Genomic DNA, 22,194 nt, shown 5'->3' on the forward strand with positions numbered 1-22,194 from the left:
AGGGAAGAATCGCGCCGTGAGCGACACGGGCCTCGACGAGATCAACAAGCAGATCATCGATCACCTGCAGCGCGACGGGCGGATGTCGTACGCCACGCTGGCCAAGACGATCGGGCTGTCCGAGGCCGCTGTGCGCCAGCGCGTGCAGCGGCTGCTGGACAACGGCCTGATGCAGATCGTCGCGGTCACCGACCCGCTCACGCTCGGCTTCGCCCGGCAGGCGATGGTGGGCCTGCGGGTGAACGGGGACCTCCGGGAGATCGCCGACAAGCTGGCGGCGATCCCCGAGGTCGACTACGTGGTGATCTGCGCCGGGCGGTACGACCTGCTGGTCGAGCTGGTCTGCACCGACGACGCGCACCTGCTCGACCTGCTCAACGACAAGGTCCGGGCGATCGAGGGCGTCTGCGCCGTCGACACGTTCATGTACCTCAAGCTCGCCAAACAGACCTACGCCTGGGGAACCCGATAGATGAGCTTCTGGCTGGAGTCGCTCGGCCCGGTCGAGCGACGGCCACCGCTGCCCGTCGACCGGGACGCCGACGTGGCCATCGCCGGGGGCGGCTTCACCGGCCTCTGGACCGCGTACTACCTGGCCAAAGCCGATCCGTCGGTGCGCGTCACGGTGTTGGAGGCGGAGCACTGCGGGTTCGGCGCGTCCGGGCGCAACGGGGGCTGGGCGTCCGGCCTGTTCCCGGTCTCCGAGGAGAAACTGGCCCGACGGTACGGGGCCGCTGCCGCCCGGGCGATGCACGCGGCGCTCGAGGACTCGGTGGACGAGATCGCCCGGACCGGCATCGACTGTGACTACGCGAAGGGCGGGATGCTCTCGCTCCTGCGTACACCTGGGCAATTGCGCCGGGCATCAGCCACCGGGCTGCTGGACGCCGCGGCGGCCCGGGCCATCTGCAACGCCGAAGGCGTGCTGGGCGGCGTCTACAGCGAGCACTGCGCGGCGCTGCACCCGGGCAAGCTGGTCCGCGGGCTGGCCGCCGAGGTGCAGCGGCTCGGCGTGACGATCCACGAGGGCACCCGGGTGCTCGGGCTGCGCCGCGGCGCGGTGGTCACCGACCATGGCACGGTGCGCGCCGGGACGGTGCTGCGGGCGCTGGAGGGCTGGACCGCCTCGCTGGCCGGGCACCGCCGCGAACTGGCCCCCGTCTACTCGCTGATGATCGCGACCGAGCCGCTGCCGGCGGCGGTGTGGGAGCGGATCGGGCTGCGGCGCCGGGAGACGTTCACCGACGACCGCCGCATGGTCATCTACGGGCAGCGGACCGCTGACGACCGGCTGGCGTTCGGCGGGCGGGGCGCGCCGTACCACTTCGGGTCCCGGGTGCGCCCGGAGTTCGACCGGGTGCCGGCGGTCTTCGGCAGGCTCCGGCACACCGTGCGCGAGCTGTTCGGCATCGACGTGCCGGTCGCGTACCGGTGGGGTGGGCCGCTGGGCATCCCGCGCGACTGGATGCCGGGCGTGGGATTGCGCGACGGGGTGGCCTGGGCGGGCGGCTACGTCGGCGACGGGGTCGCCGCCACGAACCTGGCCGGGCGCACCCTGACCGACCTGATCCTGGGCCGGGAGTCCGCGCTGACCGGGCTGCCCTGGGTCGGGCACCGCTCGCGCCGCTGGGAGCCGGAGCCGGCGCGCTGGCTCGGCATCAACGGCGGCCTGCACGGCACGGCCCTGCTCGACGCCCTCGACCGCTGACCCGTCCGCCCACACACACGCCTCCGCACCGCGGCCCACACGGGGACGCGGACCACTCACCGCGCCACCGGCGGGACCCGGCCGGGGGCCAGCGCCGCTGAACCGGGCCCGTGACCACCACCAGGACCAGCCGGCACACCGGGCTGGGGCGATCGTTGGAATGGTCGGCCCGGCGGCTTCTCCGGGGTTGATGTGCCCGCCGTCCAGCCCGGCCAGGTCGACCCGGTGCCTTTCTATACAGCGCAGCGCTGGCCGTGCTGATGCGGACCGTTGTCGAGCAGTTCCTGGATGGTCGCCAGCAGCTGGTCGTTCGGGCAGGGCTTGAGCAGCACGGCGCACACCTCGGCCGCCGCCGCGCGCGGGTCGCCCGGGGTGAGCTGGCCGGTCAGGATCGCCACCGGCAGATCCGCCACCTCCGGATGCTCGCGCACCCGCCGGATCAGCTCCCAGCCGTCCATCCGGGGCATGCCGAGATCGGTCAGCAGCGCGTCCGGATGTTTCTCGACGATCATCTCCAGCGCGGCCTGCCCGTCCGGCGCATGCAGCACGGTCAGGCCGGCCCGCTTGCACACCCTCGCCAGGACGGCGGCGATGTCCTCGTCGTCCTCGGCGATCAACAAAGTGGCCATTCTGTAAGCATGCGCTCGTCCCGGGCGGACCGGGAGTTTTTGCAACGATTACCCAGGTGGATGCGCCGGCTGCCGGGCCCCGCACGGCATGGCCGGCGCCGGACGGGCAACGATCGACGGCGACAAGACCCATAAGACCCTTTATCCGTACGGGGCATGATCGGAACCGGGCAGAAGTAGTCAACCGTCGATACCCTCGAACAGGTGACACATCGAGTACCCGTAGTGTTCATCGCCGCGCTCGGCGAGCCGGGGCGCACCTGGCAGCCCGTGCTCGACATCCTCGAGGACCTGACCACCGTAACCTACGACCGGCCCGGGATCGGCCGCACGCCGCACCGCCCGGCGCCCAATCCCCCGCTGCCGTACAGCGCGTTCGCCGACGAACTGGCCGCGGAGCTCGACGCCCGGGGCGTCACCGGCGCGGCGGTGGTCGCGGCGCACTCGATCGGCAGCCTGATCGCCCGGGTCTACGCCGACCGGCACCCGCACCGGGTGGCCGGCCTGGTACACGTGGACGGCTCGATCCCGCAGTTCCACGTGGTGCCCGGCCTGGAGTCGGCGCAGGACGGCGCCGACGGCGATCCGGACGCCACCGAGATCGACGTGGTGAGCGGGGAGGTGGAGGTGCTCTACGCCGCGACACCCACAGTGCCGACGCTGGTGCTGACCCGGACGCCGGGCCGGTGGGACGGCGCGAACCCCGCGCCGTCCGGGGCCGAGGAGCTGTGGCTGGCCAGCCAGCGCATCCTGGCCCGGGAGACCGGCTCGCCGCTGATCGTCGCGGAGCATTCCGGCCACCGGATCCCGACCGAACAGCCGGACCTGGTGGCCTACGCGATCCGGGCCGTGCACACCGCCGCGACGACCGGCCGGCCCGTGCGCCTGGCCGCCGAGGCCCTTGCGGCAGTCGGCGCTCACCTGGACAAACACTGATTCGGCGGTACGCCGCGCGACAAAGCCCGCGCTTCCGGCCGCCGAGCGAGATCGCCGGCGCCGAGCAGTCTTCGCCACCGACACCCACCGAGCTCCGCACTCATCGTCGCCACCGATGACGCTTGACCGCCATGAGCGCCAGCCGCGCTTGCCCGGCCGGCGCTCATGGTGGCTACGGCGGCTTCCGTTACGCCGATGGAGCCCAGCGGGGAGCGACAGGGCGGGGCGCGGTGAGGCGCGGGGTGGGCGGAACGCCGCTGCGCGAGGCGGGGCGGAGCGCTGCCGCACCGGGCGAACGCGGAACGCAGCGAAGCTCCGGCGCGCGGCGGGCGGGCGGCAGGCGGGCGCGATGAAGCGGGGACGCGGTGCGGCAGGTTGGCGGTGCGCCAAGAGCGCGACGCGGCAGCAGGTCGGTGAGGTGGGTGGCCGGGGGGTGGGGTGGGCCCGCCGTCCGGGGGGTGGGGTGGGCCCGCCGTCCGGGGAGGGCGGCGGGCCGGCGCGTCAGCGGGTCACAGGCGGTTCCAGGCCTCCGTCAGCACGCCCCGCAGGATCTGCTCGATCTCCGCGAACTGGGTTTCCGTCGCGGTCAGCGGCGGCGCCAGCTGGATCACCGGGTCGCCCCGGTCGTCGGCCCGGCAGTAGAGGCCGGCCTCGAACAGGGCGCTGGAGAGGAAGCCGCGCAGCAGCCGCTCCGACTCGTCGGCGGTGAAGGTCTCCTTCGTCGCCTTGTCCTTGACCATCTCGATGCCGAAGAAGTAGCCGTCGCCGCGGACGTCGCCGACGATCGGCAGGTCGAGCAGCTTCTCCAGGTACGACCGGAAGAGCGGGCTGTTGTCCCGGACGTGCTGGTTGAGGTTCTCCCGCTGCATGATGTCCAGGTTGGCCAGGGCGACCGCGGCGCCGACCGGGTGGCCGCCGTAGGTGATGCCGTGCGCGAACCAGTTGGCGCCGGTGAGGAAAGGCTGGGCCAGGCGCTCCGACGCGATCATCGCGCCGAGCGGGACGTACCCCGAGGTCAGCCCCTTGGCGACGGTGATGATGTCGGGCTGGTAGCCGTACCTGTCGGCGCCGAAGAACTCGCCGAGCCGGCCGAACGCGCAGATCACCTCGTCGGAGACGAGCAGCACGTCGTACCGGTCGCAGATCTCGCGGACCCGTTGGAAGTATCCGGGCGGCGGCGGGAAGCAGCCGCCGGCGTTCTGCACCGGCTCCAGGTAGACCGCGGCGACGGTGTCCGGGCCCTCGAACTCGATCATCTCGGCGATGCGGTCGGCGGCCCAGACGCCGAACTGTTCCGGCGTCATGTTCTCGTCGGGGCGGCGGTAGTAGTTCGTGTTCGGTACCCGCACGGTGCTCGGGACCAGCGGCTCGAAGTCCTGCTTGAACGGCGGGATGCCGGTGATCGACAGGGCGCCCATCGAGCTGCCGTGGTAGGCCACGGCGCGTGAGATCACCTTGGTCTTCAGCGGCTTGCCGACCTTCTTGAAGTACGACCGGGCCAGCTTCCACGCCGACTCGACGGCCTCGGAGCCGCCGGTGGTGAAGAAGACCCGGTTCAGGTCGCCGGGGGCCATCTCGGCCAGGCGGCCGGCCAGCTCGATGGCCTTGGGGTGCGCGTACGACCAGATCGGGAAGTACGCCAGCTCACCGGCCTGCTTGGCGGCGGCCTCGGCGAGTTCCTGCCGGCCGTGCCCGGTCTGCACCACGAACAGGGCGGAGAGCCCGTCCAGGTAGCGGCGGCCGGTGGAGTCCCACACGTAGCAGCCGTCACCGCGGGTGATCACCGGGACCGGCGCGTCCTGGTACGACGAGAGGCGGGTGAAGTGCATCCACAGGTGGTCACGGGCGGTCGCGGAGAGGGTTTCCACATCGTCGGGCTGTCGGTCGGTCACGGGGTCTCCACTGGCCACTAGTCCTGTTGTTGCCCCTGATCCTGCCCACGGAATCCGTCGCGCACAAGTCCCGAGACAACCATTTCCGTGTTGTTAGCGGAAAAACCTCACGTCGCGGAAGGCGCCGGCCACGGCATTCGTGACCGGCGCCGGCGGCGGGCGTCAGCCCCGGCGCGCCTTCGACCGGGACCGCAGGTTGGTGATCACCGCGATCAGCACGCCGGCCGCGAAGATCAGCGTGCCCATCACGTTGACCTGCGGCGGCAGGCCGACCCGGGTGGCACCCCAGATCCACAGCGGGAACGTCACGGTGGTGCCCGCGGTGAAGTTGGTGACCACGAAGTCGTCGATCGACAGCGCGAAGGCGAGCATCACGCCGGAGAACACGGCCGGCAGGATGATCGGGAAGGTGACCTTCCAGAACGTCGTCCACGGGCCCGCCCCGAGGTCGGCGGCGGCCTCCTCGATCGACCGGTCCAGGGTGATCACCCGGGCCCGGACCACTGTGGAGACGAACGAGATGGAGAACATCACGTGCGCGATGGTGATGGTGACCGCGCCCAGGCCGACCCCGGCCGAGACGAAGAGCGTGAGCAGCGAGATGCCCATGATCAGCTCGGGCGAGGACATGGTGGCGAACATGATGAGGTTGACGCCCTCCGCGCCGCGGAACCGGTAGCGGCCCAGCGCGTATCCGATGCCGGTGCCCAGCGCCCCGGCCAGCAGCGAGCTGATCACCGCGATCACCAGCGAGATGACCAGGGCCGAGGTGAGGTCGCCGATCTCGAAGAGCTTGGCGTACCACTTGACCGTGAAGCCCTGCCAGGTCTGGTTGTAGCGGCCCTTCGGGTTGTTGAACCCGAAGGCGATCATGATCAGGATCGGCGCCACCAGCCAGGCGATGACCAACCAGGTGTACGTGAACAGCGCCCGCTCACCGGTGAGGCGGAACCGGCGCGCCCTCGTGGCCGGAGCCGGCATCGTCGTGGTCATCGCGCCGCCGCATTCATGACGTCCTCGGTGCCGAGCACCCGCGCGTACGCGAAGACGCCGGTCAGCAGCACTGCCATCAGGAAGAAGGACAGCGCCGAGGCCATCGGGTAGTTGGAGTTGGCCAGCGCCTGCGCCTGCACGACCTGGCCGATCATGGTGGTCGACGAGCTGCCCAGCACCCCGGAGTTGACGTAGTCGGAGCTGGCCGGGACGAACGTCATCAGCACACCGGCGAAGACGCCGGGCAGCGCGAGCGGGAACACCACCCGCCGGAAGACCGTCATCGGCGCCGCGTACAGGTCCCGGGCCGCCTCCACCACGCGCGGGTCGATGCGCTCCAGGGCCACGTAGATCGGCAGCACCATGAACGGCAGGAAGTTGTAGATCAGACCGAAGATCACCGCGTACGGCGTACCCAGGATGTGGAAGCCGGGCGAGAGCAGCCCGGCCTCCTTCAGCGGGTGCAGCAGCATCCCGTCGTCGGTGAGGATCTGCCGCCACGAGATCGTCCGCAGCACGAACGACACGAAGAACGGCAGCAGGACGAGGAACAGGTAGGTCGGCTTGCGCCGGCCGCCGTAGAAGGCGATCCAGTACGCGACCGGGAAGCTCATCACGATCAGCGCCACCGTCGTGATGAGCCCGTACACCAGCGAGCGGATCAACTGGACGCGGTAGTCGGTGATGGCGTCGAGGTAGTTCTGCCAGTGACCGGTGAACCGGTATCCGTTGATGATGTCGCCCTGCTGCAGGGAGAGCGAGAACATGGTGACCATCGGCACCACGAAGAACAGCAGCAGCCACAACCCGCCGGGCAGCACCAGCAGGTAGGGCGCGAGTGTACGTTTCACCCGGTTCATCGGCTCAGCTCAGTGTGATCGGTTCGAAGATGCGCTGGAAGTTCTGCTGCTCCTCCGCGGTGTTGAAGTCCACGTAGTAGTGCAGCTTGGCGTAGTCGGACTCGCCCGGGAACACCAGCGGGCTGTCCGCGACCTCGGTCAGCGTGGCCCTGTCGTCGCCGCTCGCGGCCGCCGCGTCCTTCTTGATCTGCGCCTGCGCGGCCGGCACCGGGCAGACGTAGTTGATGTACTCGGCCAGCGCCGCCGCGTTCTCCACCTCGTAGAAGAAGTCCATCAGCATGATCGCGTCGACCGGGTTGGTAGCGGTGACCGGGATCGTCATGTTGTCGGTCCAGATCGTGCCGCCCTCCGACGGGATCACGAACCGGAAGTCCGTACCGTCCGACACGTTCTTCTGGAAGACGTCGCCGGACCACGCCTGGGTCAGCCAGACCTCGCCCTTGCCCAGCGCGTCGACGTAGCTCTGGTCGTAGTAGTTGCGGACCATGCCCGCGTCCTTCTGCTCCTTGAGCTTGGCCGCGGCCTTCTTCCAGTCGCCCTCCTCCGAGTCGCCCGGCTTGAGGCCCGCCGCGAGCAGGCCGAAGTTGGCCAGCTCCTGGGTGTCGGAGAACATGCCGACCTTGCCCTTGAACTTCGGGTCCCACAGGTCGGCCAGCGAGGTGATCTCCCGGCCGGTCTTCTTGATGTCGTACGCGATGCCGGTGATGCCGGACGCCCACGGGATGCTGAAGACGTTGCCCGGGTCGAACGCCTCGTTGGCGTACGACTTGGCGGCGTTCGCGGCGTAGTTCGGCAGCTTGGAGTGGTCCAGCGGGGCCAGGAAGCCGCCGGAGCGGAACTGCCCGAACTGGAGCGAGTTGGTGATCACCATGAGGTCGAAGCCGATCGACTGACCGGCCGAGAGCTGGGGCTGCACCTTGGCGAACCAGGGGCCCATCTCCTGGATGACCTCCTGGTAGTTGACCGTGATGCCGGTCCTCGCGGTGAACTTCGCGAGCTCGGGCTTCTTCGGGTCCATGTAGAGCGGCCAGTTGGCGAAGTCGACCTTGCCGTTCTTGACCTTGCCGCCCCAGAACTTCTGCACCGCGTCGGGAGCGACGCTGGCCTCCGGCGAGCCCTTGCCCTGCACGCCGCAGGCCGCGAGGAAGGCACCAAGAGCCGACACCCCGCCGAGGCGCAGGGCGTCACGGCGGCCGAGCCGCCGCGACGTCAGGCCGCGGAGGAGGGCGGGGTCCGGCTTGTTGGTCGGGAACATCAGACTCCGATCGGGTACGAGTGCTGCGGGGCCCAGGTGAGGAAGACGCGCTCGCCGCGCGAGGCGACGTCCTCGGCATCGTGCGCGTTCTGATCGAACACCACGAAATCAGATCCAGCGGACGTCGCCACTGTGTAGTTTGTCGATGTCCCGTGGTAGACGACCTCGGTGACGGTCCCGGCGAGGACGCTGCCGGCGGCCTGCAGGGGCGCCGTGCGGTGCAGGCCGATCTTCTCGGGCCGCACCGACACCTCGATGCCCTGCCCGGCCCGCACCGAGCCGGGCACCGGCGCCACGATCCGCTCCCCCGGCCCGACGTCCAGCACGGCCCATCCGTTCTCCACCCGGCTGACCCGTCCGTCGACGATGTTGGAGGTGCCGATGAAGCCGGCCACGAACCGGGTCGCCGGCTTCTCGTAGATCTCCCGGGGCGTGCCGAGCTGTTCGATCAGGCCGGCGTTCATCACCGCGATCCGGTCCGACATGGTCAGCGCCTCGCCCTGGTCGTGGGTGACGTAGACGAAGGTGATCCCGACCTCGCGCTGGATCCGCTTGAGCTCGATCTGCATCTGCTGGCGCAGCTTGAGGTCGAGCGCGCCGAGCGGCTCGTCGAGCAGCAGCGCCCGCGGGTGGTTGACCAGCGCCCGGGCCAGCGCGACGCGCTGCTGCTGGCCGCCGGACATCTCCCTGGGGTGCCGCTTCTCCATGCCGGTGAGCGAGACGATCTCCAGGATCTCGCCGACCCGCCGCCTGATCTCGGCCTTGCCGACCTTCTTGCGCTCCAGCCCGAACGAGACGTTCTGCAACACGTTGAGGTGCGGGAACAGCGCGTACGACTGGAACACCATGTTCACGTCGCGCTTGTTGGCCGCGACGCCGGTCACGTCCTTGCCGTCCAGGAACACCCGGCCGGTGGTCGGCGCCTCGAAGCCGGCGATCATCCGCATCGTGGTGGTCTTGCCGCAGCCGGACGGACCGAGCAGCGAGAAGAACTCCCCCTGAGCGATGGACAGGTCGAGGCTCTTGACGGCCGGGACCGCCTCGCCGTGCGACAGGTATTGCTTGCGCACCCCGGCGAACTGGATCGCCGGGTGGCCGGTCCGCTCACCGCCGGCGGACCGAGCCGTCACGGCGTGATGCGGGGGAGACGTGGTCATCGTGGTCACCTCGGGGCGGGGGTGGTGAAATTCGGTCGGGCAGCGGATCAGCCGGGACAGCTCATCACGTGTTTGATCCGGGTGTACTCCTCGAAGCCGTGCAGGGAAAGGTCCTTGCCCCATCCCGTGTGGTGGTAGCCGGCCACCACCTCGGCGCGCGCCGGCGCGTGCGCGTAGGTCTCCCCGGCGTCGACGACCGGCGACGTCCGCCCCACCTCGGTGTCCGCGAACGACCAGCCGACGAAGTTGCGCAGCACGAGAAATTCGGTGCTCAAGGAGGAGGTGCCTTCCGATCGTGTGGGTCTGATCACCCGAAGTGGGGTGACCTTGTCACACCGGGTACAGGCGTGACAAGGGAATCCGAAGTAATTTCCAAGCATGAAACGGAATCCAAATCCCCGGTGACCAGGGGACAACGTAATCCCGTTTCAGGAGGAGCAACAACGATCCGCCACGGCGAGCGCCGCATCGATGGGCGCCAAGCCCACGCGGATCTCCTCGGCGCTCGTGGCGCACGGCGGCACCACGGGTAAGCGGTTGACATGCGGGAACGGCAGAGCCGTCGCTCCTTGCACGCCGCCGCCTCCGCCATCGGGCCGGCCGCCGCGCCCGCCGCGTCGAACGGCACCAGCGGGGTCCGGTCCGGGTCCCGGATCAGCTCGATTGCCCGCAACACGCCCGGTCCACCGACTTCGCCACCCACGGGGCTGCTTTTCGGCGAGCTCGGCGAGACCGCGACCGCGACCGATCACGTCCTCGCCGAGCGCGCGGGATCGCGTCGGAGATCACCACACCGCCCAGCGGCACCTGGCCGGAGTCCTCCCGGGCGGGGCGGGGGCGGAAGACGTGGGTGCGGGCACGGCGTTCCGGGCGGGCCCCGGCGCCCGCACGCACGTCGGATCACCGCCGGGCCCGCAACGAAATGATGGCCACCGTCCGGGAAAACGCCTGCGCCGAGCACACCGTCGCCGAGGACGGCGGGACACCGACCTCCGACGAACCGTTTCCGCTTCTCGATCGGCACGGACCGACTGCTCGACTACCGATCAGTCCCTGACCGGGACGAAGCTGGCGAAGACCACGTCAAGCACCTCCCTGCGGTACCTGGACCAGTCCGACTCCGGGGTCTGGAACCAGAAACCGTAGGCCTGGTGCGCCGACGTGACGACGCCGCGGTTGTTGATGTGCTGGGTGCCGTTCCTGCGGTAGGTGAACTCCCAGTCGGCCGCCTTCACGAAGTAGTCCACGGACTCGAGCTTGATCTCGCGGTAGTCCGGGAAGTCGCCGCCGCGCAGCCGGGCGTCCCGCTGCGAGCGCCAGTCGGCGACCGGGTTCGATCGCGGCTGGTCGGTCTGGTCGATGCCCAGGACGTGCCCCTTCCCGTCCCGCCAGTACCGCATCGAGCCTTCCTTCGACGTGGTCCAGCCGTCCGGCACGTACACCCGGAATCCGGTCTTGTCCGAGTAGTCGATCCACCCGGCGGGCAGCGGCGGCCGGGCATTCGCGGCGCTGCGGCTCGGCGAGGCGGACGCCGGCGGCGACGCCGGCGGGGAGGACGAGGCGGCGGCCGACGGCTTCGCGCTGGTCACGGTCGTCGCCGGGGGCACGGCCGGCGGAGAGGCCACACCGCTGCCGCCCGTGGTCGTCCGCGACGACGGGCGGTTCACCAGGAACACCGCCAGGCCGGCGAGCACCACCACCACCGCGGCGGCCAGGGCGACCAGCTTGCGCTTCGGGCTCTTCTGCGCCGGTACGGCCGGGGCAGCCGGCGGGATGTCGTCGTCGACCGGGACGCGCGGGGCCGGAATGGCGGCGGCCGCCCGGGCCACCGGCTCGGCCTCCAGCGTGGCCACGGCCTCCCGCAGCAGGCGCTCCGCCTCCTCCGCCTCGATCCGCTGCTCCGGGTCCTTGCGCAGCAGCCCCTCGAGGACCGGGGCGAGCGGACCGGCGTGCGCCGGCTGCTCCGGCTCCTCGGTGGCGAGCGCCGCCAGGGTCGCCATCGTCGACGAACGCTGGAACGGGGAATGGCCCTCGACCGCGGCGAACAGGGTGGCGCCCAGCCCCCACAGGTCGGCCGGCGGGCCGCCGGTGCCGAACCGGGCCCGCTCCGGCGCCATGTAGAGCGGCGAGCCGAGCAGCACGTCGGACTTGCTGGTCAGGCTGTCGTCGTCGAGCGCGGCGATGCCGAAGTCGGTGAGCAGCACCCGGCCGTCGTCGGCGAGCAGCACGTTCGCCGGCTTCACGTCGCGGTGGTGCACGCCGGCCCGGTGCGCGGCCTGCAACGCGGCGAGCAGATCCAGGCCGATCCGGGCCACCCGGTACGCGTCGAGCGGGCCGTCCTCGGCGGTGACCTGGCGCAGGGAGCGGCTCGGCACGTACTCCATGACGATCCAGGTGTGGTCGTCGAGCGACAGGACGTCGTACACCTGAACGACGTTGGGGTGGCTCAGGCGGGCCGCGGCCCGCGCCTCCCGCAGGGTCCGCCGCACGGCCGCGTCGCCCTGGGCGATCTCCTCCGGGAGATCTATCTGTTTGACAGCGACCTCGCGTTGCAGGGTCTCGTCGTGCGCCCGCCAGACCTGGCCCATGCCGCCACGGCCGAGTTCCTCACCCAGGCGATAGCGACCGGCGAGCAGGGGCGGCGCGTCAGGCATGTCGTTCGATATACCCGCCCCGGCGCTCCCCGCAACGTCGGCCGCGGAACGTGCCGGATCTGCCGGGGAGTTCATCGCGCGCCTGCCGTCCTGCGCCGGGCGGAGGTCGGCGCCGGACCATCCTCGCACGCCCTGCGTAACCTGCCCGGCATGGATCACGAGACCGCAGTCGCGGCGTCGCTGGCCGCCGCCGACGTCATCCGGGGGCGGTACGGCACCGCCCTCGACCGGGTGGACAAGGGCGGCGGCGACTTCGCGACGGCCGCGGATCTCGCCGCTGAGCAGGCCATCCGGGACGTGCTCCGGGCGGCCTGCCCGGATGACGCGATCACCGGGGAGGAGCACGGGGCCACCGGGCCGGCGCAGGCCCGGCGGCGGTGGCTGGTCGACCCGCTGTGCGGGACGCTGAACTACGCGGTGCGCACGCCGCTGGTCGCGGTGAACGTGGCGCTGCGTGACGGGGAGCGGGTGCGGGCGGCCGCGGTGGCCGACCCGTTCAGCGGGGAGACGTACTGGACCGACGGGTCTGTCGCGCGGGTGCGCCGGCCGGACGGCAGCACCGCTCCGCTGGCGCCGTCCGGCGCGTCCGGGCTGGTGGACATCAACCTGGACCCGCCGTTCGAGGTGGAGCCCGCCCTGGTGATCGCGGCGCCCGGGTTCCGTGACCGGTTCCGGCCGCGGGTGCTGTCGACGACGCTGGCGCTGGTGTGGGTGGCCGACGGGCGGCGGGCTGCCTATCTGACGTACGGGGACGTGCGGGGCAGCGTGCACTTCGCCGCCGGGATCGCCGTGTGCGAGGCGGCCGGCTGCGTGGTCAGCGGGGTGGACGGGGAGCCGTGGGAGTCGGGCTCCGGATTGCTCGTGGCGGCGGACTCGTCGGTGCATGCGGCGCTGCTCGGCCTGGTCCGTTCCGCCTGACCCGGGTGGGATGCGGCCGGGTACCCGTTCCGGTCGGGCGCCCGGCCGCTCGTCCGCGCGGTTCTTCGCCGGTGTCCGCGCGCTTCCCGCCGCCGGGCGGTCGACTCCGCTTCGCCGGCGGTCGCGCGCTGTCGTCAGCGGGAGCGGCGGATCAGGGCGACGCCGGCGGCGGCCGTGGCGAGGGCGGCTCCGAGGAGCGCGTACTCCCGGGGGTTGGCGGCGACCCGGCGCCGCGCCGAACCGATCGCCGTGGTGGCGCGTTCCGCGGCGTCCGCCGCGGAGGAGGCCATCCTGGTGCCGGTCTGCGCGGTGGCCTCGGCGATGTGGCCAGGGGTGTGCGTCGTGCCTGCTCCCGCCGCCGGCTCGGTCTCCTTGTCCTGGGTGGCCTTGTCCTTGACCTCAGCCGCCTTGTCCTTGATCTGGGCGGCCTTGTCCGCGGCGGTCTCCTTGAGGTGCGTGGCCTTGTCCGCGGCGGCCTCCTTGAGATGCGTGGCCTTGTCCGCGGCGGCCTCCTTCAGCAGGGCGGCCTTGTCCGCGGCCGAGTTCTTCACGCGGGACGGGATGTCCACCTTGGCGACCAGGGCCTCCACGGTGTCGCCCATCTCGGCGCGGGTCTGCTCGATCTCCGCTCGCAACTCCTCGCTCCCGCGAGGGGGCGTGTCGTTCTTGTCGTCGTCCTTGCGCTCCGACTGAACAGCCATGGATCCGTTTCCCTTCGACATCTCGGACTTCATCGGCTGAGCCGTCGCGGGCTCCGGAGTGGCTTCGGCGCTCCCGGCGCCCGGCGCGTCCCGCAGCGGGCCGCCCTTCCCACCGGGAGCCGACGAGGCGCCCGCCAGGGGATCGGACGCCGCCGCCGGCGGCACGGCCGGTGTGCTGGGCGTGACCTCCGCCGCGGCGTGCTCCGGCGGCCCGGGCTCGCTGCCCGTGGTCGGCGGCGTCGCTGCTCCTGGCGTCGCGGCGTGCTTCGGGGGCGCCGGCTTGGGGGTGGCCGGCCTCGCGCCGGCAGTGGCAGGCGTCCGAGGCGGGCCGGGCTTCGGCGGGGTGGGTCTGGGGGCCTGTGACGGACCGGGGGCGGCCTTCCCCGGCGAGCCGGCGGGGTGCTTCGCCGCCTTGGCGCCGCCCGGCGCTGTGTCGCGGGCGCCGGCCGGGGCTTTGCCCGCCGGGTCGGAGCCCGTCCCGGTCGCGGCTTTGCCGGCCTTCGGCTCCGGGACGCCGGACGCGGGGGCGGAGCCCGCTCCCGGCGCCGAGCCGGTGGCTTGCGGTGTGCCGGGGCGCTTCGGCGGCGGGGCGGGGGCCGGCGCCTTGCCCGCGGTGCCCGGACCGGGCACCGGCCGGCCGGCCCGGGCGCCGTGGTCGCGCGGACTCCGCCCGGTGGCCGGCCGGTCGCCGCTGGTGGCGTCGTCGCTCATGGATTCCTCCCCGAGCGGGCCGCCGACATGAACGTGTCCACGTCCTGCCGGCCGCTGGCCATGGCCTCCTGCGGCGCCGGCGGAACGGCCTGCTTCACCTGCCCGCGTCCGATCAGCGCGGCCACGCCGGCGACGGCGAACACCACTGCCGTCACGATCAGCGTGGCCGCCCACACCGGCAGGACCAGCGCCAGCGCCGCCCCGGCGGTGACGAGGAGCGCGCCCAGGCCGTACATCGCCAGCAGGCCGGAAGCACCCAGCAGCCCGGCGCCCTTCCCGGCCTTCTTGCCCTTCTCCATCATCTCCATCCGGGCGAGCGTCAGCTCGTCCCGGACCAGTGTCGTGACCTGCTCACTGAGCCGGCTGACCAGTTCCGCGGTAGACGTCTGCTCGCTTCGTGCGTCGGTGTGCGCCATCGTCCCCTCCGTCCTGTACAGCTTTCCGGGTTTCGACGTACCCGCCCTAATCCGCCCTAACCACCCGACCTCAGCGATGCGCGAGGGCCCGGCCGCCCGTGCCCAGCCCCTCGATGCGCGTCCGGACGCCTTCGCGGTGCGCCCCGGCCAGGTTCGGTCCGCCACCGGCAGGCCGGGTCGCTGCGGCGCGGGGCTGCCGCCCGACCCGGTCGAGGCGTCCAAGGCATCCGGGTAAGCCTCGGCGGTGAGCGTCGAGCGCGCGGGCGGCACGAGGCAGCCCGGGGCGCCTGACCGCTTCTGATCCACAGAACCGGAAGACCGGAAAGAAGGGTGCACCGGTTGGCAGGATGAGCGCATGGAGGACGAGCGGCTGGCCGCGGTCCGGGCGCGGATCGCGGTGATCATCGAACCGGATCCGACTCCGGACGAGCTGGCGCTGGTCCTGCGGATGCTGCGGGGATTCGTGGCGCGCACCCCGGGAGCGGTGGACCAGATGCTGGACGGGTTCCCGGGCAAGGACCTCGGCGTGCTCCGGGACCAGGCGCACGCGCTCAAGGGGTCGGCGGCCAACATCGGCGCCACCGGCCTGGCCGGGCTCTGCTCCGCGCTGGAGGACCAGGCGCGGGCCGGCGCGATCGCCGACCCGGCGGGCACGGCCGGACGGATCCGGGCCGAGGCCGCCGGAGCGGTCGAGGCGGTGTCGACACTGGCCGAGGAGTTCGCTGGGCAACGCCTCCCCTGAGCGGACAGCGGTGACCGGCGCAGGCGCATGTCGCCGCACTCCACGTAATGGGAAACGCCCCATCGGTCACTGGACAATCAGGATCACGGAAGTTCTCATCCGTGTGACCAGGTGGTCGATCCTTCCCTCACGTGAACCACCCGCAGGAGGAACGGATGCAGATGAGCGCAGTCGGTGACCAGGCCCGCGTTTCCGCGGTGCAGAGCTACCAGCTGCTCGACGCGCCCCGTCCCGTCGTCCTGGACGAGCTGGCCCGCCTGGCCAGCTCGGTGTTCGAGACGCCGATGTCCGCGGTGACGCTGATCGGAGCCGACCGGCAGTGGTTCGTCGGCAGCACCGGGATTTCGAGCCGGGGCGGGCCGCTGGAGACCTCGTTCTGCAGCCTGGTGGTGGACCGCCGGGTCCCGTTGATCGTCCGTGACACGCTGGCCCACCCGTTCTACTCGACCTGGGAGCACGTGGTCGGCGCGCCGAACATCCGGTTCTACGCCGGCGTCCCGCTGGCCGACGAGGACGGCTTCGTGCTGGGCACCGTGTGCGTGCTCGACCACCGCCCCCGCGACGTCGGCGACCGGCAGCTGGACATGCTGCGCGCGATGGCCGGGCAGGCCGCCGGGCACCTCTCGGCGATCCGGAACCGGATGTTGCTGGCCGAGGTGGGCGACGAGTTGTCCCGGGCGATCAGCCGCGAGGAGGACTTCGTCGCCACCGTGTCGCACGAGCTGCGCACGCCGGTCACCACCATCCAGGGCTACCTGGAGCTGCTGGTCGACAACGAGGAGCTGGCGCCGTACCGCAGGATGATCGAACCGATCCAGCGCAACGGCGAGCGCCTGGTCCGGATGGTCGATCACCTGCTCGCCGGCACCCGCCCGGCGGTCGCCCCGCTGCCGCTGCTGCGCGCGCAGACCGACCTGGTCGACGTCGCCGAGACGGCGACCGCCGCGTGCCGCGCCCAGGCCGAGCAGCGCGGGGTGGCGTTACGGCTGGAGATCCCGCAGGGCGCCGGGCCGTTCCCGGTACCCGGCGACTTCACCCGGCTCAGCCAGGCCGCGGAGCAGCTGATCCGCAACGCGGTGCTGTTCAGCCCGGGCGGCTCGGCGGTCCGGATCCGGGTCGGCGAGACAGGCATCGACGTGGTCGACCACGGCGCCGGCATCCCGGCCGACGAGCTGCCGCACGTGATCGAGCGCTTCTACCGCGGCCGGTTCGCCCGGGAACAGGCGGTGCCCGGGGTCGGCCTGGGACTCAGCATCGCCCAGCGGATCATGAAGGCGCACGACGGCGAGCTCGCCGTCTTCTCCGAGGGAAGCGGGAAGGGCACCACCGTGCGGATGACAGTGACCCCCTGACCTCGTGCCGCGGGCGGGGGCGGCGGCCGATCGGCGCGCGGCCTCAGGCCGCGGTGAGCAGCGCGAGAACGCCGGTGGCGGCCATCGACCGGCGCACTATCCCGCGGGCGCCCACCACCTGGAACGCCACGTCCCGCGAGGCCGCGCCGGCCCGGGCGGCGAGCAGCGCGTCGATGCCTGCCGAGTCGCAGAACGTCAGGCCGGCCACGTCCAGCACCAGCCGGCGCACGTCCTCCCCGGCCAGGGCGGCGGACACGTACGTGTCGACCAGGTCCGTGGTGGCCAGATCCAGCTCGCCGTGGAAGGCCAGCCGGACCACGCCGGGCCCGTCGTACCGGAGGATCCTCACGCGGCACCTCCGCGAGCCGAACCGGACTCCGCCGCCACGCCACCGGGGCACGGCTGCAGCGTCACCCGCACCTGCTTGCCACCCTCGTGGTTGTGCACCGTCCAGTCCACGGCGAGCGCCTCGATCAGCGCGAGGCCCCGGCCGCCCACGTCGTCCGGGTCGCGCCGCCGGGGCACCACCGAGGAGCCGTCGGCCACCGAGACCACCACCCGCGCGCCGTGCGCCTCGACGCGCAGCGCCACGCAGCCACCGCCGTGCCGCACCGCGTTGGTGACCAGCTCGCTGACCACCACGGCGGCCGCGTCCAGCCAGTCCGGGTCACGGAAGCCCCAACCCCCGAGCACGGCCACCACCGCACGGCGGGCAGCGCCCGGCGCGCCGTGATGGAGGGGAACGTCGAGGTGGGCGGTCAGAGCGCTCATGCACAAACCTCAGGAGTCGCCGATATGCGGCGGCACAGTACCCCGGTCACGCCGGTGGTGAAACATGAGCGGACCGATAGTGTTCTTTTACCTTTTAGAGAATTTTGTCGCTCTAGAGTACGGCCATGGCAGCGGTGCTGGTCGTCGAGGACAACCCGGAACATCAGGCGGTGCTCGTGGAGATCGTCCGCCGCCTCGGCCACGTGCCGACGGTCGCCGACGACGGCCGGGCCGGACTCGCCGCCGCCCTCGCCGCCCGGTTCGACCTGATCGTCGCGGACGTCGACATGCCGCACCTGGACGGGATACGGATGTGCCGGGCACTGCGGGCCGAGCCGGCCACCTCGGACGTCCCGGTCGTGCTGATCACCGGGTATCTGCCGCCCGGCGACAGCCTGCTCACCGGGGCGGGCGCGGCCGCTGTCGTACCCAAGCCGTTCCGTGTCCGCGAGCTCACCGAGACCCTGCGGCGCTGCCTGCCGCTGCCGCCGGACGACCCGTTCCTCGCCGAGCTGATGCACAGCCTGGACACCGGAGCGGTGGCCTGCGACCGCCAGGGCCGGCCGATCTTCGTGAACCGCGCGGTCCGTGACTTCTTCGGCGACGAGTGCGCCACCGTGCCGATCCGCGAATGGCCGGAGCGGTACCACCTGCGCCGCCACGACGGCACCCCGCTGCAGCCGGACGAACTGCCGCTGGACCGGGCGCTGCGCGGCGAACGGGTGCACCACGCCGCGCTGCGGGCCTGCGACCGCGAACACCGGCTGCGCTGGTTGACTGTCAACGCCCGGCCGGTGCGGGACCCGGGCGGGACGGTGCTCGGGGCGGTGGCCGCGGTGCACGACGTGACCGGGGAACGCCAGCAGATCCAGTACGAGAAGTGCAAGGCCGAGGTGCTCCGGGAACTGGTGCACGCCCCGGACATGCGGCACGCCGGCAAGGCCGTGCTGCGCACCCTGTCCACCTGCCTGGACTGGCCGTATCTGCGCCTCTGGCTGGTCGACGAGGTGACCGAGCGGCTGCGGTTGGAGGCCCTGCACGCCGCGCCGGACGCCGAGGAGACCCCGGTGCCGACGACACTGCGGCGCGGGCAGGGGCTGGCCGGCCTCTGCTGGGAGCGCGCCGAGCTGATCTGGGTGCCCGACATCCAGGCGCCGGACTCGCCGATGCTGCCCCAGGTGGCGGCGGCGACCAGGTACCGGGGCGCCGGGGCGGTGCCGGTGCTCAGCGCCGAGCAGGTGGTCGGCGTGCTCACCTTCTTCAGCCCGGACCGGCAGGACCCGGAGCCGGCCCTGGCGGTGCTGCTCACCGGCATCGCCGGGCTGCTCGGGGCGTACCTGGAGCGGCGCCGCTCGGACGAGCTGGCCAACCAGCTGGCGGCCAGCATCGGCGAGTACATCGCACTGGTCGGGCACGAGCTGCGCACACCGCTGACGTCGATCGCCACGTACACCGATCTGATCGTGGAATCCGACGACGACACCACCATCGGCGAGGTCCGCGACCTGCTCGCGGTGATCGAGCGCAACAACGCCCGGCTGCGCTCGCTGGTCGAGCGCCTGCTGGACCTCTCCGCCCTGGAGTCCGGCCACGCCGGCCTCACCCTCGGCACCGTCGACCTCTCCGCGGTGCTGCAGACCGCGATCGCCACGGTGACCGGCGAGACCGGCGAGCCGGGCCCGCGGATCCGCACCGACCTGCCGGACCACCTGCAGATCACCGGCGACCACGCCCGTCTACGCCAGGTCGCGGAAAATCTGATCGGCAACGCGGTCAAGTACAGCCCGGCCGGCTCCACCGTCACCGTCACCCTCACCGCCGACCAGGACGCCGCCGTCCTCACCGTCACCGACGCCGGCATGGGCGTCCCGGACGGCGAGCGGAACCGCCTGTTCGCCCGCCTCTACCGGGCCACGAACGCCCGCCACAGCGACATCCCCGGCGCCGGGCTCGGCCTGGCCCTGAGCCGCGCCATCGTGGAGCTACACCGGGGCTCGATCACCCTCACCAGCGGCGAGGCCGGCGGTACGGTGGCCACGGTCCGCCTCCCCCGCGCCACGGCCGGCTGATCAGTTGTGCCCCAGCAGTCTGGTGGCCAGCACCGCGGCCTGGGTGCGCCGCTCCAGGCCCAGCTTCGCGAGCAGGCTGGACACGTAGTTCTTCACCGTCTTCTCGGCCAGGAACATGCGGCCGGCGATCTCCCGGTTGGTCAGGCCCTCGGCCACGAACTCCAGGATGCGCCGCTCCTGATCGGTCAGGCCGGCCAGCTCGCGGGGCTGCTCGACGCCGTTGCGGATGCGCTCCAGGACGCGCTGGGTGACCGCCGGGTCCAGCAGGGACTGTCCGGCGGCCACCCGGCGCACCGCGTCGACCAGGTCGGTGCCGCGGATCTGCTTCAGGACGTAGCCCGACGCACCGGCCATGATGGCGGCGAAGAGCGCCTCGTCATCCTCGTACGAGGTGAGGATCAGCCCCTTGATCGTCGAGTCCACCGCCCGCACGTCGCGGCACACGTCGATGCCGTTGCCGTCGGGCAGCCGCGCGTCCAGCACGGCGACGTCCGGCCGCAGCGCCGGGATGCGGGCCGCCGCCTCGCGCGCGGAGCCTGACTCACCCACCACCTCGATGTCGCCGCCCGCCTGCAGCAGGTCGACCAGGCCACGACGAACGACCTCGTGGTCGTCGAGGAGAAAGACTCGGATCATGTCTCCTTTTTAGTCCCCGCCCGGCCCGGGCACACAGGGCCATAGGTCCCGGGCCGGACGGAAGGCGACGCGCTAGCCTCGTGGCCGTGGGCGAAGGATCGACGCCGTCGCTGGGCCTGGGCCCGTTGTCCCGGGTCCGGCTGGACGAGTTGCTGCAGGAGATGCTGGACCGGGTCGGCGACGTGGTGGCCAGCCGTGAGCGCCTGCGCTCCCTGCTGGACGCCGTCGTCGGCATCGGCACCGATCTGGACCTGCGCAGCACGTTGCAGCGGATCGTCGAGGCGGCGTGCGCGCTGGCCGGCGCGAAGTACGGCGCGCTCGGCGTGCTGGCCTCCGACAACCGCAGCCTGTCCGACTTCATCACGCACGGCATCGATCCGGAGACGCACACGCGGATCGGCGACCTGCCGCACGGCCGGGGCGTGCTGGGACTGCTGATCACCGATCCGCGCCCGGTCCGGCTGCCGGACATCCGTCGGCACCCCGACTCGTACGGTTTTCCGGCCCACCACCCGCCGATGCACAGCTTCCTGGGCGTCCCGGTGCGCACCCGCGACCATGTCTTCGGCAATCTGTACCTGGCCGAGAAGCAGGGCGCCACCGAGTTCGGCGAGGACGACGAGGAGATCGTGGTGGCGCTGGCCGTCGCGGCCGGGGTGGCGATCGACAACGCCCGCCTCTACGAGCTGGCCCAGCGGCGCGAGCGCTGGCTGGCCGCCGCCGCAGAGATCACCGGCGTGCTGCTGGGCACCGTGCACCGCACCGAGGCGCTGCGGCTGATCGCCCGCCGCGCCCGCGAGGTGGCCGGCGCCGATCTGGTCCTGGTGCTGTTGCACGAGGAGGAGAACGCGCGGTACCGGATCGAGGTGGTCGATCCGGAGCACGCCGGGCTGGCCGGGAAGGTGCTGCCGGCGGACAGCCCGGTGGTGCGCGACTTCGGGGCGCAGCGGCACCGGCTGCTGGACGACCTGCGCGCCGCAGCCGAGTGGCCCGGCCCGGTGCCGTCCGGGCCGGCCCTGGCCGCGCCGCTGACCGGCGTGGAGAAGGGCGTGCTGATCGTCTCGCAGTCCCCCGCCCAGGCCGCGCTCGGCGCCGACGACGCGGTGCTGCTCTCCACGTTCGCCGGTCAGGCCGCGCTCGCCCTGGAACGCGCGCGGGCCCAGGAGGAGCGGGAGCTGCTGGCGGTGCTGGAGGACCGCGAGCGGATCGCGCGAGACCTGCACGACGTGGTGATCCAGCGGCTCTTCGCGACCGGCATGCGCCTGCAGGGCGCGATGGTCCCGGGCACGCGGCCCGAGGTGGCGAAACGGATCAACGACGCGGTGGACGACCTGGACGCGACGATCCGGGACATCCGCCGGTCGATCTTCGAGCTGCGCGCCCCGGTCGGGCCGTCGCTGCGCGCCGAGCTGCGCGAGACGGTGGCGGCGGCCGCGGCGGCGCTCGGGTTCCCGCCCGACCTGGAGACGGCCGGACCGGTGGACAGCGCGGTGCCCGACGATGTCGTACCGGAGCTGATGGCCGTGCTGCGGGAGGCGCTCGCCAACGTCGCGCGGCATGCCCGGGCGTGCAGCGCCCGCGTCTCGGTCCGGGTCGCCGACGGCGAGCTTCTCCTGCGGGTACGCGACGACGGCGTGGGCATCGATCCGGCGCTGGCCCGTGGCGGGGTGGTGAACATGGGCGAGCGGGCCGCCGACCTGGGCGGGGCGTTCGAGATCGGGCCCGCCCCGGACGGCGGCACGCTGCTCGCCTGGCGGGTGCCACTGACCGGTTGACCGGGACTTTCGGCCCTGC

The 22,194-nt window shown here is 72.1% G+C and carries 21 protein-coding genes; 8 read left to right on the forward strand and 13 right to left on the reverse strand.

All coding sequences use genetic code 11. The features are described 5' to 3' along the window. Positions 1 to 16: 16 nt before the first annotated feature. Both Asi03nite_RS15815 and Asi03nite_RS15820 read left to right on the forward strand, forming a co-directional pair. Complete coding sequence (locus Asi03nite_RS15815; RefSeq protein ID WP_239102716.1) at positions 17 to 472, forward strand: Lrp/AsnC family transcriptional regulator; 456 nt, start codon at positions 17 to 19, stop codon at positions 470 to 472. Next, entirely contained in the window at positions 473 to 1,708 is a 1,236-nt protein-coding gene (locus tag Asi03nite_RS15820) for an NAD(P)/FAD-dependent oxidoreductase (protein ID WP_203680498.1), read from the forward strand. 233 nt (positions 1,709 to 1,941) lie between these two features. Here the strand turns inward: Asi03nite_RS15820 and Asi03nite_RS15825 are convergent, their stop codons facing one another. After that, entirely contained in the window at positions 1,942 to 2,337 is a 396-nt protein-coding gene (locus Asi03nite_RS15825) for a response regulator (RefSeq protein WP_203680499.1), read from the reverse strand. A gap of 204 nt (positions 2,338 to 2,541) precedes the next feature. On the opposite strand from Asi03nite_RS15825, the gene Asi03nite_RS15830 reads away from it, so the two are divergent. Continuing rightward, on the forward strand, positions 2,542 to 3,273 hold the full coding sequence (locus Asi03nite_RS15830) for an alpha/beta fold hydrolase (RefSeq protein ID WP_239102717.1): 732 nt from the start codon (positions 2,542 to 2,544) through the stop codon (positions 3,271 to 3,273). A 509-nt stretch (positions 3,274 to 3,782) separates the two neighbouring features. Here the strand turns inward: Asi03nite_RS15830 and Asi03nite_RS15835 are convergent. From Asi03nite_RS15835 to Asi03nite_RS15865, 7 genes are all read right to left on the reverse strand, one after another. Beyond that, positions 3,783 to 5,165, reverse strand: coding sequence for an aspartate aminotransferase family protein (locus Asi03nite_RS15835; protein WP_275409406.1), 1,383 nt, complete (start codon positions 5,163 to 5,165; stop codon positions 3,783 to 3,785). Between the two features lie 162 nt (positions 5,166 to 5,327). Next, positions 5,328 to 6,158 carry an ABC transporter permease gene (locus tag Asi03nite_RS15840; protein WP_203680500.1) on the reverse strand — a complete coding sequence of 277 codons (831 nt, stop codon included), beginning with the start codon at positions 6,156 to 6,158 and terminating at the stop codon, positions 5,328 to 5,330. Next, the gene (locus Asi03nite_RS15845; RefSeq protein WP_203680501.1) at positions 6,155 to 7,018 is read right to left on the reverse strand and encodes an ABC transporter permease; all 864 of its coding nucleotides are present in this window, start codon (positions 7,016 to 7,018) and stop codon (positions 6,155 to 6,157) included. The genes Asi03nite_RS15840 and Asi03nite_RS15845 overlap by 4 nt, the downstream gene beginning before the upstream one ends. 4 nt (positions 7,019 to 7,022) lie before the next feature. Next, positions 7,023 to 8,273 carry a polyamine ABC transporter substrate-binding protein gene (locus Asi03nite_RS15850; RefSeq protein WP_203680502.1) on the reverse strand — a complete coding sequence of 417 codons (1,251 nt, stop codon included), beginning with the start codon at positions 8,271 to 8,273 and terminating at the stop codon, positions 7,023 to 7,025. Then, positions 8,273 to 9,430, reverse strand: coding sequence for an ABC transporter ATP-binding protein (locus tag Asi03nite_RS15855; protein ID WP_203680503.1), 1,158 nt, complete (start codon positions 9,428 to 9,430; stop codon positions 8,273 to 8,275). Before Asi03nite_RS15855 ends, Asi03nite_RS15850 begins: the two co-directional genes overlap by 1 nt. Before the next feature lie 47 nt (positions 9,431 to 9,477). Continuing rightward, the gene (locus Asi03nite_RS15860) at positions 9,478 to 9,705 is read right to left on the reverse strand and encodes a hypothetical protein (RefSeq protein ID WP_203680505.1); all 228 of its coding nucleotides are present in this window, start codon (positions 9,703 to 9,705) and stop codon (positions 9,478 to 9,480) included. Between the two features lie 771 nt (positions 9,706 to 10,476). After that, complete coding sequence (locus Asi03nite_RS15865; protein ID WP_203680507.1) at positions 10,477 to 12,084, reverse strand: serine/threonine-protein kinase; 1,608 nt, start codon at positions 12,082 to 12,084, stop codon at positions 10,477 to 10,479. 141 nt (positions 12,085 to 12,225) lie between these two features. Between Asi03nite_RS15865 and Asi03nite_RS15870 the strand changes: the two genes are divergently transcribed. After that, positions 12,226 to 13,002, forward strand: a complete 777-nt coding sequence (locus tag Asi03nite_RS15870) for an inositol monophosphatase family protein (RefSeq protein WP_373872119.1) — start codon at positions 12,226 to 12,228, stop codon at positions 13,000 to 13,002. Between the two features lie 134 nt (positions 13,003 to 13,136). On the opposite strand, the gene Asi03nite_RS15875 is transcribed toward Asi03nite_RS15870, so the two are convergent. Beyond that, a complete protein-coding gene (locus Asi03nite_RS15875; RefSeq protein ID WP_203680511.1) occupies positions 13,137 to 14,414 on the reverse strand; it encodes a DUF3618 domain-containing protein in 1,278 nt (425 codons plus the stop codon). Then, the gene (locus Asi03nite_RS15880; protein WP_203680513.1) at positions 14,411 to 14,830 is read right to left on the reverse strand and encodes a phage holin family protein; all 420 of its coding nucleotides are present in this window, start codon (positions 14,828 to 14,830) and stop codon (positions 14,411 to 14,413) included. The genes Asi03nite_RS15875 and Asi03nite_RS15880 overlap by 4 nt, the downstream gene beginning before the upstream one ends. A gap of 355 nt (positions 14,831 to 15,185) precedes the next feature. Here Asi03nite_RS15880 and Asi03nite_RS15885 point away from each other — a divergent pair, with 355 nt between their 5' ends. Both Asi03nite_RS15885 and Asi03nite_RS15890 read left to right on the forward strand, forming a co-directional pair. Then, positions 15,186 to 15,572, forward strand: coding sequence for an Hpt domain-containing protein (locus Asi03nite_RS15885; protein WP_203680515.1), 387 nt, complete (start codon positions 15,186 to 15,188; stop codon positions 15,570 to 15,572). A 155-nt stretch (positions 15,573 to 15,727) separates the two neighbouring features. Beyond that, positions 15,728 to 16,924: a sensor histidine kinase gene (locus Asi03nite_RS15890; protein ID WP_239102718.1), complete on the forward strand. Its 1,197-nt coding sequence runs from the start codon at positions 15,728 to 15,730 to the stop codon at positions 16,922 to 16,924. A 43-nt stretch (positions 16,925 to 16,967) separates the two neighbouring features. Here Asi03nite_RS15890 and Asi03nite_RS15895 read toward each other — a convergent pair whose 3' ends face one another. Both Asi03nite_RS15895 and Asi03nite_RS15900 read right to left on the reverse strand, forming a co-directional pair. Then, positions 16,968 to 17,273 carry an STAS domain-containing protein gene (locus tag Asi03nite_RS15895; RefSeq protein ID WP_203680517.1) on the reverse strand — a complete coding sequence of 102 codons (306 nt, stop codon included), beginning with the start codon at positions 17,271 to 17,273 and terminating at the stop codon, positions 16,968 to 16,970. Then, a complete protein-coding gene (locus Asi03nite_RS15900; RefSeq protein ID WP_203680518.1) occupies positions 17,270 to 17,695 on the reverse strand; it encodes an ATP-binding protein in 426 nt (141 codons plus the stop codon). The genes Asi03nite_RS15895 and Asi03nite_RS15900 overlap by 4 nt, the downstream gene beginning before the upstream one ends. A gap of 125 nt (positions 17,696 to 17,820) precedes the next feature. Between Asi03nite_RS15900 and Asi03nite_RS15905 the strand changes: the two genes are divergently transcribed. After that, entirely contained in the window at positions 17,821 to 19,764 is a 1,944-nt protein-coding gene (locus Asi03nite_RS15905; RefSeq protein WP_203680519.1) for a hybrid sensor histidine kinase/response regulator, read from the forward strand. Here the strand turns inward: Asi03nite_RS15905 and Asi03nite_RS15910 are convergent, their stop codons facing one another. Beyond that, positions 19,765 to 20,400 (reverse strand): response regulator, encoded by a 636-nt coding sequence (locus tag Asi03nite_RS15910; protein WP_203680520.1) that lies wholly within the window; start codon positions 20,398 to 20,400, stop codon positions 19,765 to 19,767. A 161-nt stretch (positions 20,401 to 20,561) separates the two neighbouring features. Between Asi03nite_RS15910 and Asi03nite_RS15915 the strand changes: the two genes are divergently transcribed. After that, the gene (locus Asi03nite_RS15915; protein WP_203680602.1) at positions 20,562 to 22,175 is read left to right on the forward strand and encodes a GAF domain-containing sensor histidine kinase; all 1,614 of its coding nucleotides are present in this window, start codon (positions 20,562 to 20,564) and stop codon (positions 22,173 to 22,175) included. Positions 22,176 to 22,194 lie beyond the last annotated feature (19 nt).

The sequence above is a fragment of the Actinoplanes siamensis genome, from assembly GCF_016862395.1.
Lineage (GTDB): Bacteria > Actinomycetota > Actinomycetes > Mycobacteriales > Micromonosporaceae > Actinoplanes > Actinoplanes siamensis.

Bases quoted from the DNA above. Each gene is read 5' to 3' on its own strand.
- Asi03nite_RS15915 (WP_203680602.1), top strand. From the start codon at position 20,562: ATGCTGGACCGGGTCGGCGACGTGGTGGCCAGCCGTGAGCGCCTGCGC.
- Asi03nite_RS15845 (WP_203680501.1), bottom strand. From the start codon at position 7,018: ATGAACCGGGTGAAACGTACACTCGCGCCCTACCTGCTGGTGCTGCCC.
- Asi03nite_RS15855 (WP_203680503.1), bottom strand. From the start codon at position 9,430: ATGACCACGTCTCCCCCGCATCACGCCGTGACGGCTCGGTCCGCCGGC.
- Asi03nite_RS15880 (WP_203680513.1), bottom strand. From the start codon at position 14,830: ATGGCGCACACCGACGCACGAAGCGAGCAGACGTCTACCGCGGAACTG.
- Asi03nite_RS15865 (WP_203680507.1), bottom strand. From the start codon at position 12,084: ATGCCTGACGCGCCGCCCCTGCTCGCCGGTCGCTATCGCCTGGGTGAG.
- Asi03nite_RS15910 (WP_203680520.1), bottom strand. From the start codon at position 20,400: ATGATCCGAGTCTTTCTCCTCGACGACCACGAGGTCGTTCGTCGTGGC.
- Asi03nite_RS15825 (WP_203680499.1), bottom strand. From the start codon at position 2,337: ATGGCCACTTTGTTGATCGCCGAGGACGACGAGGACATCGCCGCCGTC.
- Asi03nite_RS15890 (WP_239102718.1), top strand. From the start codon at position 15,728: ATGCAGATGAGCGCAGTCGGTGACCAGGCCCGCGTTTCCGCGGTGCAG.
- Asi03nite_RS15850 (WP_203680502.1), bottom strand. From the start codon at position 8,273: ATGTTCCCGACCAACAAGCCGGACCCCGCCCTCCTCCGCGGCCTGACG.
- Asi03nite_RS15885 (WP_203680515.1), top strand. From the start codon at position 15,186: ATGGAGGACGAGCGGCTGGCCGCGGTCCGGGCGCGGATCGCGGTGATC.
- Asi03nite_RS15820 (WP_203680498.1), top strand. From the start codon at position 473: ATGAGCTTCTGGCTGGAGTCGCTCGGCCCGGTCGAGCGACGGCCACCG.
- Asi03nite_RS15875 (WP_203680511.1), bottom strand. From the start codon at position 14,414: ATGAGCGACGACGCCACCAGCGGCGACCGGCCGGCCACCGGGCGGAGT.
- Asi03nite_RS15840 (WP_203680500.1), bottom strand. From the start codon at position 6,158: ATGACCACGACGATGCCGGCTCCGGCCACGAGGGCGCGCCGGTTCCGC.
- Asi03nite_RS15905 (WP_203680519.1), top strand. From the start codon at position 17,821: ATGGCAGCGGTGCTGGTCGTCGAGGACAACCCGGAACATCAGGCGGTG.
- Asi03nite_RS15900 (WP_203680518.1), bottom strand. From the start codon at position 17,695: ATGAGCGCTCTGACCGCCCACCTCGACGTTCCCCTCCATCACGGCGCG.